Source organism: Massilia sp. R2A-15, from assembly GCF_030704305.1.
In the GTDB taxonomy this organism is placed as follows: domain Bacteria; phylum Pseudomonadota; class Gammaproteobacteria; order Burkholderiales; family Burkholderiaceae_D; genus JAFCUW01.
Genome location: NZ_CP131935.1, coordinates 2,888,852 through 2,902,640 on the forward strand (window position 1 = coordinate 2,888,852; position 13,789 = coordinate 2,902,640).

13 protein-coding genes and 1 pseudogene are annotated in these 13,789 nt (G+C 61.1%); 7 read left to right on the forward strand and 7 right to left on the reverse strand.

What is annotated here, in order from left to right:
- Positions 1 to 5: 5 nt before the first annotated feature.
- From Q4S45_RS13330 to Q4S45_RS13355, 6 genes and pseudogenes are all read left to right on the forward strand, one after another.
- Entirely contained in the window at positions 6 to 1,058 is a 1,053-nt protein-coding gene (locus tag Q4S45_RS13330; protein WP_305504908.1) for a bifunctional UDP-4-keto-pentose/UDP-xylose synthase, read from the forward strand.
- Between the two features lie 4 nt (positions 1,059 to 1,062).
- Positions 1,063 to 2,052 carry a polysaccharide deacetylase family protein gene (locus tag Q4S45_RS13335; protein WP_305504910.1) on the forward strand — a complete coding sequence of 330 codons (990 nt, stop codon included), beginning with the start codon at positions 1,063 to 1,065 and terminating at the stop codon, positions 2,050 to 2,052.
- 40 nt (positions 2,053 to 2,092) lie between these two features.
- Entirely contained in the window at positions 2,093 to 2,515 is a 423-nt protein-coding gene (locus Q4S45_RS13340; protein WP_305512105.1) for a peroxiredoxin, read from the forward strand.
- A 242-nt stretch (positions 2,516 to 2,757) separates the two neighbouring features.
- Entirely contained in the window at positions 2,758 to 4,527 is a 1,770-nt protein-coding gene (locus Q4S45_RS13345; protein ID WP_305504911.1) for a PhoH family protein, read from the forward strand.
- Positions 4,528 to 4,846: 319 nt separating this feature from the next.
- On the forward strand, positions 4,847 to 6,604 hold the full coding sequence (locus tag Q4S45_RS13350; RefSeq protein WP_305504913.1) for an ATP-binding protein: 1,758 nt from the start codon (positions 4,847 to 4,849) through the stop codon (positions 6,602 to 6,604).
- 45 nt (positions 6,605 to 6,649) lie between these two features.
- Positions 6,650 to 6,951 (forward strand): annotated as a pseudogene (locus tag Q4S45_RS13355) (PhoH family protein); the annotation flags it as partial.
- A gap of 86 nt (positions 6,952 to 7,037) precedes the next feature.
- Here Q4S45_RS13355 and Q4S45_RS13360 read toward each other — a convergent pair.
- Positions 7,038 to 8,432 (reverse strand): TonB family protein, encoded by a 1,395-nt coding sequence (locus Q4S45_RS13360; protein ID WP_305504915.1) that lies wholly within the window; start codon positions 8,430 to 8,432, stop codon positions 7,038 to 7,040.
- A 179-nt stretch (positions 8,433 to 8,611) separates the two neighbouring features.
- Here Q4S45_RS13360 and Q4S45_RS13365 point away from each other — a divergent pair, with 179 nt between their 5' ends.
- Positions 8,612 to 9,388 (forward strand): glutaminyl-peptide cyclotransferase, encoded by a 777-nt coding sequence (locus tag Q4S45_RS13365; protein ID WP_305504917.1) that lies wholly within the window; start codon positions 8,612 to 8,614, stop codon positions 9,386 to 9,388.
- 54 nt (positions 9,389 to 9,442) lie between these two features.
- Here the strand turns inward: Q4S45_RS13365 and Q4S45_RS13370 are convergent, their stop codons facing one another.
- The 6 genes from Q4S45_RS13370 to priB form a co-directional block, all read right to left on the reverse strand.
- Positions 9,443 to 10,453: an inorganic phosphate transporter gene (locus Q4S45_RS13370; RefSeq protein WP_305504920.1), complete on the reverse strand. Its 1,011-nt coding sequence runs from the start codon at positions 10,451 to 10,453 to the stop codon at positions 9,443 to 9,445.
- Positions 10,454 to 10,468: 15 nt separating this feature from the next.
- Positions 10,469 to 11,095 carry a DUF47 domain-containing protein gene (locus tag Q4S45_RS13375; RefSeq protein ID WP_305504922.1) on the reverse strand — a complete coding sequence of 209 codons (627 nt, stop codon included), beginning with the start codon at positions 11,093 to 11,095 and terminating at the stop codon, positions 10,469 to 10,471.
- Between the two features lie 66 nt (positions 11,096 to 11,161).
- On the reverse strand, positions 11,162 to 12,547 hold the full coding sequence (locus Q4S45_RS13380; protein WP_305504923.1) for a replicative DNA helicase: 1,386 nt from the start codon (positions 12,545 to 12,547) through the stop codon (positions 11,162 to 11,164).
- Positions 12,548 to 12,690: 143 nt separating this feature from the next.
- The gene (gene rplI / locus Q4S45_RS13385; RefSeq protein ID WP_305504925.1) at positions 12,691 to 13,143 is read right to left on the reverse strand and encodes a 50S ribosomal protein L9; all 453 of its coding nucleotides are present in this window, start codon (positions 13,141 to 13,143) and stop codon (positions 12,691 to 12,693) included.
- Positions 13,144 to 13,169: 26 nt separating this feature from the next.
- Complete coding sequence (gene rpsR, locus Q4S45_RS13390; RefSeq protein ID WP_008450941.1) at positions 13,170 to 13,460, reverse strand: 30S ribosomal protein S18; 291 nt, start codon at positions 13,458 to 13,460, stop codon at positions 13,170 to 13,172.
- 31 nt (positions 13,461 to 13,491) lie between these two features.
- Positions 13,492 to 13,785, reverse strand: coding sequence for a primosomal replication protein N (gene priB / locus Q4S45_RS13395; protein WP_305504942.1), 294 nt, complete (start codon positions 13,783 to 13,785; stop codon positions 13,492 to 13,494).
- Positions 13,786 to 13,789: the final 4 nt, after the last annotated feature.

Below are 13,789 nucleotides of genomic sequence, written 5' to 3' on the forward strand. Positions count from 1 at the left end.
ATTCCATGAAAAAAGTCCTCATCCTCGGCGTCAATGGCTTCATCGGCCACCACCTGTCCAAGCGCATCCTCGAAACCACCGACTGGGACGTGTACGGCATGGACATGCACTCCGAGCGCATCAAGGACCTGCTCGAGAACGACGCGTACAAGTCGCGCCTGCACTTCTTCGAGGGCGACATCAACATCAACAAGGAATGGGTCGAGTACCACGTCAAGAAGTGCGACGTGATCCTGCCGCTGGTGGCGATCGCCACGCCGTCGACCTACGTCACCGATCCGCTGCGCGTGTTCGAGCTGGACTTCGAGGCGAACCTGCCGATCGTGCGTTCGGCGCACAAGTACGGCAAGCACCTGGTGTTCCCGTCGACCTCCGAGGTGTACGGCATGAGCCCGGACGCCGAGTTCGATCCAGAGAATTCGCCGCTGGTGTACGGCCCGATCAACAAGCCGCGCTGGATCTACGCTTGCTCGAAGCAGCTGATGGACCGCGTGATCTGGGGCTACGGCATGGAAGGCCTGAACTTCACGCTGTTCCGTCCATTTAACTGGATCGGTGCCGGGCTCGACTCGATCCACACGCCGAAGGAAGGCTCCTCGCGCGTGCTGACCCAGTTCCTCGGCCACATCGTGCGCGGCGAGAACATCCAGCTGGTCGACGGCGGCGCGCAGAAGCGCTCGTTCACCTACGCCGACGACGGCATCGACGCGCTGGTGCGCATCATCGCCAACGCGGGCGGCGTCGCATCGGGCAAGATCTACAACATCGGCAACCCGAGCAACAACTACTCGATCCGCGAACTGGCCCACATGATGCTGGAACTGGCGGCCGAATATCCCGAGTACGCCGACTCGGCCAAGCAGGTCAAGCTGGTCGAGACCAGCTCGGGCGCCTACTACGGCAAGGGCTACCAGGACGTGCAGAACCGCGTGCCGAAGATCGACAACACCATGTCCGAACTGGGCTGGAAACCGCAGGTGACGATGGCCGACGCGCTGCGCGGCATTTTCGACGCCTACCGCGGCCAGGTGGCCGAAGCCAAAGCCTTGATGGACTGACGATTTGTCCGAACCCACCTCCAACAACCAGGGCCCGCTGCTGACGCTCAAGATCGACGTCGACACCTATCGCGGCACGCGCGAAGGCGTGCCCAATTTGGTGCGCATGCTGAGCGCGCACGGCGCCCACGCCACCTTCCTGTTCTCGCTCGGGCCGGACCATACCGGCTGGGCCCTGCGGCGCGCCTTCCGGCCCGGCTTCTTCAAGAAAGTCTCGCGCACCTCGGTGCTCGAACACTACGGCATCAAGACGCTGATGTACGGCGTGATGCTGCCCGCCCCAGACATCGGCCGGCGTTGCATCGACGAGATGCGCAAGGCGGCCAACGCCGGTTTCGAATGCGGCATCCACACCTGGGACCACGTGGTGTGGCAGGACCACGTGCGCGAACGCGGCGCCGGCTGGACCTCGCACGTGATGCGGCGCGCCGAAGACCGCTACCGCTTCGTGTTCGGCATTTCGCCGCACACCCACGGCGCGGCCGGCTGGCAGATGAACAATTTCGCCTTCGCCGAGCACGACGCGGCCGGCTACGCCTATGCGTCCGACGGCCGCGCGCTGCTCAACGACGACGGCTCGCTGCAGGACCCGCACATCGGCCCCTACCGCGTGCAAGGCACCCGCTGCATCCAGCTGCCGACCACCCTGCCGACGCTCGACGAACTGCTGGGCCGCACCATCGACGGCGTGACCATCACCACGCGCAACATCGCCGACCACCTGCTCAAGCTGACCGCTGGCGCCACACGCGACCACGTATATACCCTGCACGCCGAGCTTGAAGGCCAGAAACTGGCCCCCATATTCGAACAGTTATTGACAGGCTGGAAAGCCCAGGGCTACCAGCTGGCGTCGATGGCCGACTACTACCAGAAAGTAAAAGACCTGCCCCTGCCCGACTATCCGGTCAGCTGGGGCGAAGTGCCCGGCCGCTCAGGCGAACTGATCGTGCCGGCCCCGATCGCAGCGCGCCCAGGAGAGCAACGTGGCTGACAGCCCATCGACCGCAACCGTCAACGATTTTTCCGCCGCCATGACCAGCGACAAGCAGTTCCAGCTGGCCGGGCGCCCCGCGCGCTACACCGTGCTGTACTTCTACCCGAAGGACAACACGCCCGGCTGCACCACCGAGAGCATCGCGTTTCGCGAACTGCACGACCAGTTCCAGGCCGCCGGCGCCGAGATCTACGGCATCAGCCGCGATTCGCTGCGCTCGCACGAGGGCTTCAAGTCAAAGCTGGGCCTGCCGTTCGAACTCATTTCCGATCCGGAAGAACTGGTGTGCCAGCAGTTCGGCGTGATGAAGATGAAGAATATGTACGGCAAGCAAGTTCGCGGCATCGAGCGCAGCACGTTTATCGTTGACGCTGAGGGCCGATTGGTGAAAGAATGGCGTGGCGTGAAAGTTGCAGAGCACGCCGATGAAGTGCTGGAGTTTGTGAAGAGCCAGCCCTAGCAAGGAAGGCTCCTCGTCGATTAACCTGCTGTAAAACGTCGATTGCTGCCGCCCATTTTGAGTGAAAGTTTTTTACTCTCGCATCATCTTGATCTGGCGCCGCGCCAGCCCGGCCTCCATGCCGCGACTGACCAGCGCCTCTCCCCCATCCTTCGACCAGGCCGCGCCGACCGCGTCGCGCAAGCACCGCTTGCGTGTCGCGGCGTTTCTGTCCTTCGGAAATTTTTTAGATTGAGACCCTGATGCCACTGCCAAAAATGCCTACCAAGCCAGCCGCGCTGCTGCTGGCCAAAGATTATCCGAAAGCCGAACCGCGCAAGGGCGCCGTGCGCGCCGTGCCGGCCCCGGCCGCCGCCGCGCCGCTCGACGCGGTCGAAGACCTGATCAGCGGCAAGGCCGTGGCCGCGCCCAAGCCAGCGCGCAAGAAGGCGCCGGTCGCCGCCGTGCCGGCCGTGGCGCCCGTCGCCGCAGTCCCAGCCGCGGCGCCGGCCGCGCGCGCCCCGCAGCCTGTCGACAGCGAGCGCGGCGCGCCGCATCCGGCCAAGCACAAGCCGGTCGAGGCGGTCATCAAGTCGTCCACCAGCCGCCAGGCCGACAAGAGCGGCACGACCAAGATGTTCGTGCTCGACACCAACGTGCTGATGCACGACCCGACCTCGCTGTTCCGTTTCGAGGAGCACGACGTCTACCTGCCGATGATGACGCTCGAGGAACTCGACGATCACAAGAAAGGCATGTCGGAAGTGGCGCGCAACGCCCGCCAGGTCTCGCGCACGCTCGACGCCTTGATCGCCAACATCGACGACGACGCGATCGAAAGCGGCATCCCGCTCAACAAGCTGGGCAACAAGGACGCCAAGGGCCGCCTGTTCTTCCAGACCCGCCTGCAAAGCGGCCCGACCCTGCCGGAAGGCCTGCCGGTCGGCAAGGCCGACAACCAGATCCTGGGCGTGGTGCGCAACCTGGAGTCCGAGCTGCCGGGCCGCGCCATCGTGCTGGTGTCGAAAGACATCAACATGCGCATCAAGGCGCGCGCGCTGGGCCTGCCGGCCGAGGACTACTTCAACGACCACGTGCTGGAAGACACCGACCTGCTGTATTCGGGCATCGTGCAGCTGCCGGACGACTTCTGGAACAAGAACGGCAAGGACATGGAGTCCTGGCAGGAGAACAAGAACGGCGTCTCGTCCACCTACTACCGCGTCACCGGCCCGACCATCCCGACCCTGCTGGTGAACCAGTTCGTGTACATGGAGCCGAAGAACGGCGAAGCGCCCTTCTACGGCCAGGTGCGCCAGCTCAATGGCAAGACCGCGGTAATCCGCACCCTGCGCGACTTCAGCCATAACAAGAACAATGTGTGGGGCGTGACCGCGCGCAACCGCGAGCAGAACTTCGCGCTGAACCTGCTGATGGATCCGGAGTGCGACTTCATCACCCTGCTCGGCCAGGCCGGCACCGGCAAGACCCTGCTGGCGCTCGCCGCGGGCCTGGCGCAGGTGCTCGAGACCAAGCTGTACAACGAGATCATCGTCACCCGCGTGACCGTGCCGGTGGGCGAGGACATCGGCTTCCTGCCGGGCACCGAGGAAGAGAAGATGTCGCCGTGGATGGGCGCCTTCGACGACAATCTCGAAGTGCTCAACAAGTCCGACTCGGACGGCGGCGAGTGGGGCCGCGCGGCGACCCAGGACCTGATCCGCTCGCGCATCAAGATCAAGTCGCTCAACTTCATGCGCGGCCGCACCTTCGTGAACAAGTTCCTGATCATCGACGAGGCGCAGAACCTGACGCCGAAGCAGATCAAGACCCTGGTCACGCGCGCCGGTCCCGGCACCAAGATCCTCTGCCTGGGCAACATCGCGCAGATCGACACGCCCTACCTGACCGAAGGCTCGAGCGGCCTGACCTACGTGGTGGACCGCTTCAAGGGCTGGTCGCACAGTGGCCACGTAACGCTGGCGCGCGGCGAGCGTTCGCGCCTGGCGGACCACGCGAGCGAAGTGCTGTAAGCCAGTCCTGTAATTATGCAAAATCCCGCATACCTTCGGGTATGCGGGATTTTTTGCATAAGACGAAACAATATTAAGACAGGTATAACGCAGCCGCTAAGCGTTCGCCCTCACAATTTCGAATGCGTGCAAAGCTGGCACGCAGCATTCCGTTTCCGACGCGAAAATTAATCCTTGCGTTCCACAACCAACACATGCTATTTTTTAATCATTTCTACGAGTCCGCCTTATCATCCTAGACAGCTAATAACCCTCATAAAATATGAAACTAATTGCGTTCCGAATAAACAATTTCAGATCGATAGTGGACTCCGGATGGGTGCCATTTTCGCAGGATGGCATCACAGTTTTTGTTGGGCAGAATGAGAGCGGAAAAACGTCGATCCTTGATGCTTTATATTTTGCCTTTTCCAAAGACTGTCCAACCGACGACGATTTCCGGATCGGCGCGCCGTTACCTATCGTGAAGCTTCGAATCGCAATAGACTTCTTAGATATTCAGAGCCAACTCGAAGACATCCAGCCACTCGAACAAAAGGCAATTGAGAAATATTTCGCGCACGAAAACAACATTGTGGAAATTGACTGCGTGTGGAACCTGGACGCCAAGAGTAAACGTTTGATTGCTGAAGTAGAAATGTCCGACGAAAGTTTTTCAAAATTTCGGGATGGCTATGTCAAATCTGCAACTACGCCTTCTCCGTCCGGTGGTGAAATGCTTACCGTTTTAGAAGCGGTACACAATCACGCAACAGTAATGGCAGAAGACTACAAGCCAATGACTCCGGATGACCTCGCCAATCATATCTGGGGAGTTTTACCCAGCGGCGTTAAATTCGACGAGAAAACGGGCCGGCTTCCAAATATTGTCGATATCGATAAGAGTGGAAATCTGATTGGCGAAGGACGAGATGCCGCGAACAATTTTCTGAAAATAGCGGGTATCGATTTGCCTGCGCTGATGAGTAAAGATAAACGCTCTCAGGAGACATTGCTAAACAAATCCAATGCCCATATTAGCGAAGACTTTAACAATTTTTGGAGTCAGACAATAGGACAAAGCGGAAGACTTGCACTTCGTTGCGAACTCGACCGATACGATGATTCAAATGAGGAAAAATCAGGACGTTCTCACCTAGTGTTTTGGATAAGCGATGGCCAAAATCATTTGTACCCACGTCAGAGAAGCCAGGGAGTGAGTTGGTTTGTTTCGTTCTATCTTCAATTAAAAGCTTCGGAAAAGATTGGCGTGAGACGAATTTTTCTTTTAGATGAGCCCGGCTCCAACCTGCATGCAAAAGCTCAAAACGATGTACTGCGTTTGATCAATAAGCTCGCGAAAAACACGTGCACGGTCGTATATACCACACATAGTCCGCAACTTCTGGAGTATTCGAGACTATATAGAGTTCACGCAGTGCAGCGCGACAGCGACTTAGATGATAGCCCGAGCGTAGTAATAGACGCCCATCAGTTAGGAACGGCATCTTCTGATACCCTCTCTCCGATTTTGACCGCTATGGGATCGAATCTAAGTAACCAAGAGGTTATCAAAAAGACCAACAACGTTCTTCTTGAAGAAATGAGTGGGTATTATTACCTAACGGCATTTTGGCAATTATGCAAAGCGGAGAAGGAGGTCCATTTTATTGCTGCAACTGGCGTAAATAAAATTGAGCCCCTCGCCAATATGTTTGTCGGATGGGGGCTTCATTTCATTGTAGCTATTGACGACGATAGTCAAGGGCGTGATGCATATAAATCAATTTTAAGGAATATGTTCGCCGACGATGTCGAAATCGGGAAAAAACGCATGCTCAAATTTCCTGATTGCCAAGGGATTGAAGACGCCTTCAGCGCGAACGATTTGAAATCGTTCGTCCTTTGCGACGATTCGACAGTGATCGAAAGCAAGAATTCGGAATTTCTAAAAAGAAGCAACAGGTCTAAACCAGTTTTGGCTTATCAATTTTTGCTCCGGGTACAGTCAGGACTAGTAAGCTTTGAGAGTTTGGACGCCGCCACTCGGAAAAAGATTTCAGACATCGTCAATGCAATTGCGTCTAGATTGAAGTAGTTTTCTACGCCGACCGCTGAACGTGGGGTCAGCGGAAGCGAAAGTCTGCACCGTTCCAGAATCATCTCCATACGCGGCCGCGCCTTCCTCAAAAGTGCTTGATCATCGACGAGGCACAGAACCTGACGCCGAAGCAGATCAAGACGCTGGTCACACGCGCCGGTCCCGGCACCAAGATCCTCTGCCTGGGCAACATCGCGCAGATCGACACGCCCTACCTGACCGAAGGCTCGAGCGGCCTGACCTACGTGGTGGATCGCTTCAAGGGCTGGTCGCACAGCGGCCACGTCACGCTGGCGCGCGGCGAGCGTTCGCGCCTGGCGGACCACGCGAGCGAAGTGCTGTAACCCAGTCCTGTAATTATGCAAAATCCCGCATACCTTCGGGCATGCGGGATTTTTTTCGCCTCGACTAAATCCGCGGCGCCGCTAGATTAGTGCGCCGCGTTGCCGCTGACGGTGGCGTAGACGCGTTCAGCCTTCTCCTGCCACTGCTTTGCCACGTCGGCGTTGGGCGTCAGTCCGAGCTCGCCAGCTGCATAGGCCGCGGCCAGGCGCTGCATCGCAGCCTGGTCGCCGCCGGCGCCGGCGCGCTCGAAGTAGCCCAGCGCCGTCGCGGGATCCTTCTCGACGCCGCGGCCGGCTTCGTACAGCATGCCCAGCTTGCGCAATGCGGGCGGATTGTTTTTCGCCGCGGCCGCGCGGTACCAGGTCAGCGCCGTCGGCAAATCGGCCTCGACCCCGCGGCCGGTCTCGTACAGGCCGCCCAGCGCCTCTTCGGCGAACGCATTGCCGCGCGACGCCGCGATGCGGTACAGGCGCAGCGCCTCGGCATAATCGCGCGTCACACCGGCCCCGGTCTCGTAGCTGTAGCCCAGATTATTCTGGCCCATCGGATCACCCTGATCGGCCGCCCTGCGATACCAGGCCGTCGCGGCGGCCTCGTCGCGCGGCCCGCCGACGCCGTGTGCGAGGCGGAATCCCAGCGCGATCTGCGCGCGCGGCAAGCCCTGCTCGGCGGCCTTGCGCATCCAGTCGTTCGCTATCGCGTCGTCGCGGCCGACGCCGCGCCCGTTCGCGTAGGCCAGTCCGAGATTGAACTGCCCCCATACGTAGCCATTCAACGCCGCCTTGCGGTACCACTCGGTCGCCTTCACCGGGTCCGGCGGCACGCCGCTGCCTCTCGAATACAGCAAGCCCAGGTTGTTCTGCGCCATCGCCATTCCCTGGTCGGCGGCCTTGCGATACCACAGCGCCGCCTCGGCCAAGTCGCGCGGCATGCCGCGCCCGGCTTCAAGCGCCGCGCCCAGGGCGTATTGCGCTTCGGCGTTGCCCTGTTCCGCTGCCAGGCGCAGCCAGCGCGCCGCCTCCTGCGCGTCGCTTGCGCGATGGGCCATCTCCAGCTGCGCCGCCGGATCGCCGCGGCTCGCCGCATCGGCTACCCCCGGACTGGCCGCGGGCGCCGCGACTTTCGGCTCGAGCTGCCACACGTACTGCATCTGCATCCACGCCTCGGCCGGCTCGCCGTCGCGCATCGCCGGCTGGAACCGGCAGCGCGTCAATCCAGTCCGCGCCGCTTCGTCGAGCAGCGGGAAGCCGCTCGACACCAGCACCTTGCTGTCCTTGATGCTGCCGTCGCGCGCGATCAGGAAACCCACTGTGACCTTGCCGGTCTGCTCGTTGCGCAGCGCCTCTTTCGGCCACTCCGGCTTGGGGCAGTTGCTGAAATCGGGTTTCGCCGGACGCGACGCCGGTTCGGCGGCGTGCGCCGCCAGCGGAAGGCTTGCCAGGGCGGCGATCAGGCCGGGTAGGATAGCTGCACGAATCATGATTGACGTTTCCAGAAACGGAAGATTGGCAAAATGCCCATCTTGTCCGAGTGGACACGAGTATGCCGACTTCCGTTCCGAGAATCAATATATTGACGCGGTGGCAGCGGGTGACGGCGCGCCGGTTTTTGAGGTAGAGTCTGGCAGCGGCAGCAAGCCGCCATCACAACAGGTGCCCATTGAAAAAACTCACTTCCGCCGCTATCGGCGCCCTTCTGCTGGCCACGGGAACGGCGCAGGCCGCCATTCCCATCTACGCCTTCATGGTCAAGCACGCCTATCCGCATGACACCGGGGCATTCACCCAAGGCCTGTACATCAAGGACGGCGCGCTGTTCGAGAGCACCGGCCTGAAGGGCCAGTCGTCGATCCGCCGGGTCCAGCTCGAAACCGGCCGGGTGCTGCAGAAAAAGGATATCGCCGCGGAGTTCTTCGGCGAGGGCATCGCGCCGGTCGGCAACGAGATCGTCAGCCTGACCTGGACCACCCAGGTCGGCTTCGTGTACGACGCCAAGACCTTCGCGCTGAAGCGCAAGTTCTCCTACACCGGCGAAGGCTGGGGCCTGACCGGGAACGGCGCCCACCTGTTCATGAGCGACGGCACGGCGGCGATCCGCGTACTCGATCCGAAGACGCTGGCCGAGGTGCGGCGCATCCAGGTCAGCGCCGAGGGCAGGCCGATCGCCAGCCTGAACGAGCTCGAATGGGTCGATGGCCAGCTGTTCGCCAACGTGTGGGGCAGCGACGTGATCGCGCGGATCGATCCGGAGACCGGCAAGGTGGTCGGCTGGATCGACCTGACCGGCCTGGCCGACAAGGACTGGAAAGGAATGGGGCCGGACGACGTCCTGAACGGCATCGCGTGGGACGCGCAGCACAAGCGCCTGTTCGTCACAGGGAAGCACTGGCCGAAGCTGTTCGAGATCGAGCTGGTGGAGCGCACCGGCCGCCGTTAACGACAAAGGGATCAGGTTCGGCGAACCTGACCCCATTTTTTCAAGCGCCGCGAATTACAGCACGTGGGTGCCGACCCACCAGGCGATCGCCGCCATGAAGGCCGATGCCGGGATCGTGAAGACCCATGCCCAGACGATGTTGCCCGCCACGCCCCAGCGCACCGCCGACATCTTCTGCGCCGAGCCGACGCCGACGATCGCGCCAGTGATGGTGTGGGTGGTCGATACCGGCACGCCCAGCGCGCTGGCGATGAACAGCGTCATCGCGCCGCCGCTTTCGGCGCAGAAGCCGCCCACGGGCTTGAGCTTGGTGATCTTCTGGCCCATGGTCTTGACGATGCGCCAGCCGCCGAACAGCGTGCCGAAGCTGATCGCCGTGTAGCAGCAGATCACCACCCACATCGGCGGCGTATGGTCGGTCGGCAGCGAGTAGCCGGCGAAAATCAGCAGCATCCAGATGATGCCGATGGTCTTCTGCGCGTCGTTGCCGCCGTGGCCAAGGCTGTATGCCGCGGCCGAGAACAGCTGGAAGCGGCGGAACCATGTGTCCACCTTGCGCGGCGTGGATTTCACGAACATCCACGACACGATCAGCATGATGATCGAACCGAACACGAAACCGAGCAGCGGCGAGACGACGATGAAGATCACGGTCTTGAGCAGGCCGCCGCCCACCAGCGCGCCGGTGCCGGCCTTGGCCACGGCCGAACCCACCAGGCCGCCGACCAGCGCGTGCGAGGACGACGACGGAATGCCGTAGTACCAGGTGATGATGTTCCAGATGATCGCGCCCACCAGGGCGCCGAAGATCACGTACTGATCGACGACATTCGGATCGATGGTGCCCTTGCCCACCGTAGCGGCCACGCCCAGGCCGAAGATGAAGATCGCGATGAAGTTGAACACCGCGGCCATCGCCACCGCCGTCTGCGGCTTGAGCACGCCGGTCGAGACCACCGTGGCGATCGCATTGGCGGCGTCGTGGAAGCCGTTCATGAAGTCGAACAGCAGCGCCAGGGCGATCAAGAGCCCGAGCACGTAGATACTCATGTGAAGAGTTTGCATGTACAGGCTTTCCGCTTACGCGTTTTCGACGATGATGCCTTCGATGATGTTGGCAACATCTTCGCAGCGGTCGGTGACGGTTTCGAGGATCTCGTAGATCGCCTTCAGCTTGATCAGGTTGCGCACGTCCGGCTCGTCGCGGAACAGCTTGGACATCGCGGCGCGCATCACGTGGTCGGCGTCGGACTCGAGGCGGTCGATCTCTTCGCAGATCGAGACGATCTTCTGCGAGTTGTCCATGTTGTGCAAGAGGCCCACAGCCGCCTGCACTTTTTCGCAGCACGCCAGCGACAGTTCGGCCAGGCGCTTCGCTTCCGGCGTGACCGCCTTCAGGTCGTACAGCGACACGGTCTGGGCCGCGTCTTCCATCAGGTCGAGGATGTCGTCCATGCGCGTGATCAGCTGGTGGATGTCGTCGCGGTCGATCGGCGTGATGAAGGTCTTGTGCAGCATGTCCACCGTGGCGTAGGTGATCTTGTCGGCCTGCTTCTCGATGCCCTCGATCGCGTGGCAGCGGTTTTCCAGGTCGTCGAAGTTGGTCATCAGGCCGACCATCTCGTGCGCGCCTTTGACGCAGAGCGCCGCATGCTGGTTAAACAGGTCAAAGAATTTGCCCTCGGTGGGCATCAAGCGTCCAAACATATTGTTCTCCGTTAGGGGGTGCTGCAAGTGCTGAAGGCGCGCGCGCGGCACGGCGCCTTCGGGTTGTTAGTCGCCCTGGTACAGTGCCAGGCCGCCGCTGTAATTGCCGAATTTGGTGTACTGGCCGATCCAGGTCAGGCGCACCGCGCCGATCGGACCGTTACGCTGCTTGCCGATGATGATCTCCGCGGTGCCCTTGTCGGGCGAATCCGGGTTGTAGACCTCGTCGCGGTACAGGAAGATGATGACGTCGGCGTCCTGCTCGATAGCGCCCGATTCGCGCAAGTCCGACATGATCGGACGCTTGTTGGGGCGCTGCTCCAGCGAGCGGTTCAGCTGGGACAGCGCGATCACCGGGCAATGCAATTCCTTGGCCAGGCCCTTCAGGCCGCGCGAGATTTCGGAGATCTCGGAAGCGCGGTTGTCGCCCGGCTGGTTACCCGTCATCAGCTGCAGGTAGTCGACGATGATCAGGCCCAGCTTGCCGCACTGGCGCGACAGGCGGCGCGAGCGCGCGCGCAGTTCGATCGAGTTCAGCGCCGGCGTCTCGTCGATGTAGAGCTGGGCGTCGTTCATTTTCTGGATCGCGTGGGTCAGGCGCGGCCAGTCCTCGTCGAGCAGGCGGCCGGTACGCAGGCGGTGCTGGTCGAGCTGGCCGACCGAGCCGAGCATACGCATGGCCAGCTGGGCGCCGCCCATCTCCATCGAGAACACGGCCACCGGCAGGCCGGCGTCGATCGCGACGTTCTCGCCAATGTTGACCGAGAACGCGGTCTTGCCCATCGACGGACGGCCGGCGACGATGATCAGGTCGCCCGGCTGCAGGCCCGAGGTCATGCGGTCGAGGTCGATGAAGCCGGTCGGCACTCCGGTGATCTCGCTCTGGTTGTCGCGCGAGTACAGCTCGTCGATGCGCTCGACCACCTGGGTCAGCAGCGGCTGCACCGCGACCCAGCCCTGGGCGCCGCGCGAGCCGGCTTCGGCAATGGCGAAAATCTTCGACTCGGCCTCGTCGAGCATCTGCTTGACTTCCTTGCCCTGCGGGTTGAACGCGTTGCCGGAGATTTCATCGGCCACGGTGATCAGCTTGCGCAGCACGCCGCGGTCGCGCACGATCTCGGCGTAGCGGCGGATGTTGGCCGCCGACGGCGTGTTCTGCGCCATCGCGTTCAGGTATTGCAAGCCCCCCACTTCCTCGGCCTTGCCCAGGTTGTTGAGCGCTTCGAACACGGTGATGACGTCGGCCGGCTTGGCCGCGTTGATCAGCTTGACCAGCTGCTCAAAGATAATGCGGTGATCGTAGCGGTAGAAGTCTTCCGCGTGCATGAAGTCGGCAATGCGGTCCCACGCGGCGTTGTCGCGCAGCAGGCCGCCGATGACGGACTGCTCCGCCTCGATGGAGTGCGGGGGGATGCGGAGGGCGTCGAGTTGCGGATCGGAGGGGGCATTCATGGCGCGAATTATACCCGTTCCGGGTCGGCAGACAGCAATAATTGGTGAGAAAAAACTGACAGCATCAGACGCAAAAAAGCCGGGATAACCCGGCTTTATGGTCTCATCTCGCGGGCGCATGGCCCGCGATGCGAGGGTGCTGCTTAGGCTGCTTCGCCCACGACGGCCACGGTGATTTCCACCACGACGTCGGTGTGCAGAGCGACGGCAACTGGATGGTCGCCGGCGGTCTTGAGCGGGCCGGTTGGCATGCGCACTTGTGCTTTCTCGACAGCGAAACCTTGCTTCGTCAGCGCTTCGGCGATGTCGAAGTTGGTAACGGAACCGAACAGACGGCCATCGACGCCCGCTTTTTGAGCGATGGCGATGGTCATGCCGGACAGTTTCTCGCCCTGGGCTTGCGACGCTGCCAGCTTGGCGGCGGCGGCCTTTTCCAGTTCGGCGCGCTTGACTTCGAATTCGGCGACAGCCGATGCGGTGGCGCGGCGGGCCATCTTTTGCGGGATCAGGAAGTTACGTGCGTAACCGTCTTTGACTTTGACGACGTCGCCGAGGTTGCCGACGTTAACGACTTTTTCTAACAGGATGATTTGCATATTTTTCTCCAGGTTCTCTGCAGCGATTAAGCGTGGTGCAGGTCGGTGTATGGCAGCAGCGCGAGGTAGCGTGCGCGCTTGATGGCGGTGTCAACCTGGCGCTGGTAGTGCGCCTTGGTGCCGGTCAGGCGTGCTGGCATGATCTTGCCGTTTTCCTGGACGAAGTCCTTCAGGGTGTCGACGTCTTTGTAGTCGACCTGCTCCACGTTGGCTGCGGTGAAGCGGCAGAATTTCTTACGCTTGAACAGTGGGTTCTGTTGTTTGCGCTTTTCTTTAAGCTTGAGCTTGTTCTTGTCGAATTTTTTACCGAATGCCATTTTAGGCTCCTGTATCTAAAAAGTACCCCGCTTAGGCGGCGGCACTGAAATCAATGATGTGAAACACCAGCGCTTTGCTGTTGCGATTCTTTTTGGCCAGAAATCCCGTGAACTGGTGCGCTGCGCCCAACTCGGCCCGTGCAAACCGCCCTGAAATTTCGCCCGCGGCAAGCGCGGCAATTTCAAACTCGGTCAACCTTGGCACCCCTGCTTCCACCTGCTGCGAACTATGCGTCAGGGTGGCGGACACGATCGGCACGCCGGCCGGGGTGTAGCGCAATACGTCGCGCTCCGAAATCGATGCTACAAACTGAAGTTGATTCACTTCA

Bases quoted from the DNA above. Each gene is read 5' to 3' on its own strand.
- Q4S45_RS13345 (WP_305504911.1), top strand. From the start codon at position 2,758: ATGCCACTGCCAAAAATGCCTACCAAGCCAGCCGCGCTGCTGCTGGCC.
- Q4S45_RS13370 (WP_305504920.1), bottom strand. From the start codon at position 10,453: ATGCAAACTCTTCACATGAGTATCTACGTGCTCGGGCTCTTGATCGCC.
- Q4S45_RS13380 (WP_305504923.1), bottom strand. From the start codon at position 12,547: ATGAATGCCCCCTCCGATCCGCAACTCGACGCCCTCCGCATCCCCCCG.
- Q4S45_RS13330 (WP_305504908.1), top strand. From the start codon at position 6: ATGAAAAAAGTCCTCATCCTCGGCGTCAATGGCTTCATCGGCCACCAC.
- rplI (WP_305504925.1), bottom strand. From the start codon at position 13,143: ATGCAAATCATCCTGTTAGAAAAAGTCGTTAACGTCGGCAACCTCGGC.
- rpsR (WP_008450941.1), bottom strand. From the start codon at position 13,460: ATGGCATTCGGTAAAAAATTCGACAAGAACAAGCTCAAGCTTAAAGAA.
- Q4S45_RS13375 (WP_305504922.1), bottom strand. From the start codon at position 11,095: ATGTTTGGACGCTTGATGCCCACCGAGGGCAAATTCTTTGACCTGTTT.
- Q4S45_RS13360 (WP_305504915.1), bottom strand. From the start codon at position 8,432: ATGATTCGTGCAGCTATCCTACCCGGCCTGATCGCCGCCCTGGCAAGC.
- Q4S45_RS13340 (WP_305512105.1), top strand. From the start codon at position 2,093: ATGACCAGCGACAAGCAGTTCCAGCTGGCCGGGCGCCCCGCGCGCTAC.